The organism is Dubosiella newyorkensis, from assembly GCF_001945605.1.
Taxonomy (GTDB): domain Bacteria; phylum Bacillota_I; class Bacilli_A; order Erysipelotrichales; family Erysipelotrichaceae; genus Dubosiella; species Dubosiella newyorkensis.
Window position 1 is genome coordinate 1 of the sequence record NZ_MPKA01000120.1, and the last position, 652, is coordinate 652.

The 652-nt window shown below is 45.2% G+C and carries 1 pseudogene; it reads right to left on the bottom strand.

The window, feature by feature from the left end:
* Positions 1–652, bottom strand: a pseudogene (locus BO225_RS12455) (hypothetical protein); the annotation flags it as partial.

The following is a 652-nucleotide window of genomic DNA, read 5'->3' on the forward strand; positions in this document are numbered from 1 at the left end:
TCTTTCGCGCTCATCGTTTTCCTGAATGTCGTATTCAGAAAATCAAGCAGATCCGATCCGGAAGCCTCCTCTTCATCCTGGCTCAAGCAGATCAGGATCCCTTCCATCAGATCGTAATCTTTCTTTTCATACAACGGCTTCCCATACACATTCGCTTCTCTCATTCCATATCGATTGATCGTGTTGGCCGCATACAAAGGCGGATCCATGCAGATCCAGATCGAATACACCTTCTTGATTTCTTCATAATGGCTTTTGACAAACTCTCTCCCGTGCTGGCTCGAGATCATCCGCGCCATATAATAAACCATTCTTTTCGGGATCGGATAGCCTGGCGAAAACTTCCCCTGCGCTTCCACATTCACGATCACTTTCGTCAGCACCTCTTCCAGCGGAAGCCGCACATAAAACAAAAGATCGAATCGGACCGTTCCTTCTTCCATGTCCGTATCTTCGGTATTCATTCCATGAATATACGGATTCTTATTAGCAAGACGAACATTCGATATTTCAGGATCGTTCTCGATATACAACGATTCGATCTCCCGAACCGAATAGTCTTCGAATTCCGGAATCGTTTTTTTCACGATATAAGCCAGGATCGCCTTTTTGGAAAGCACCTTTTTGCAGGCCGCATCGAATGTCTTTTCTT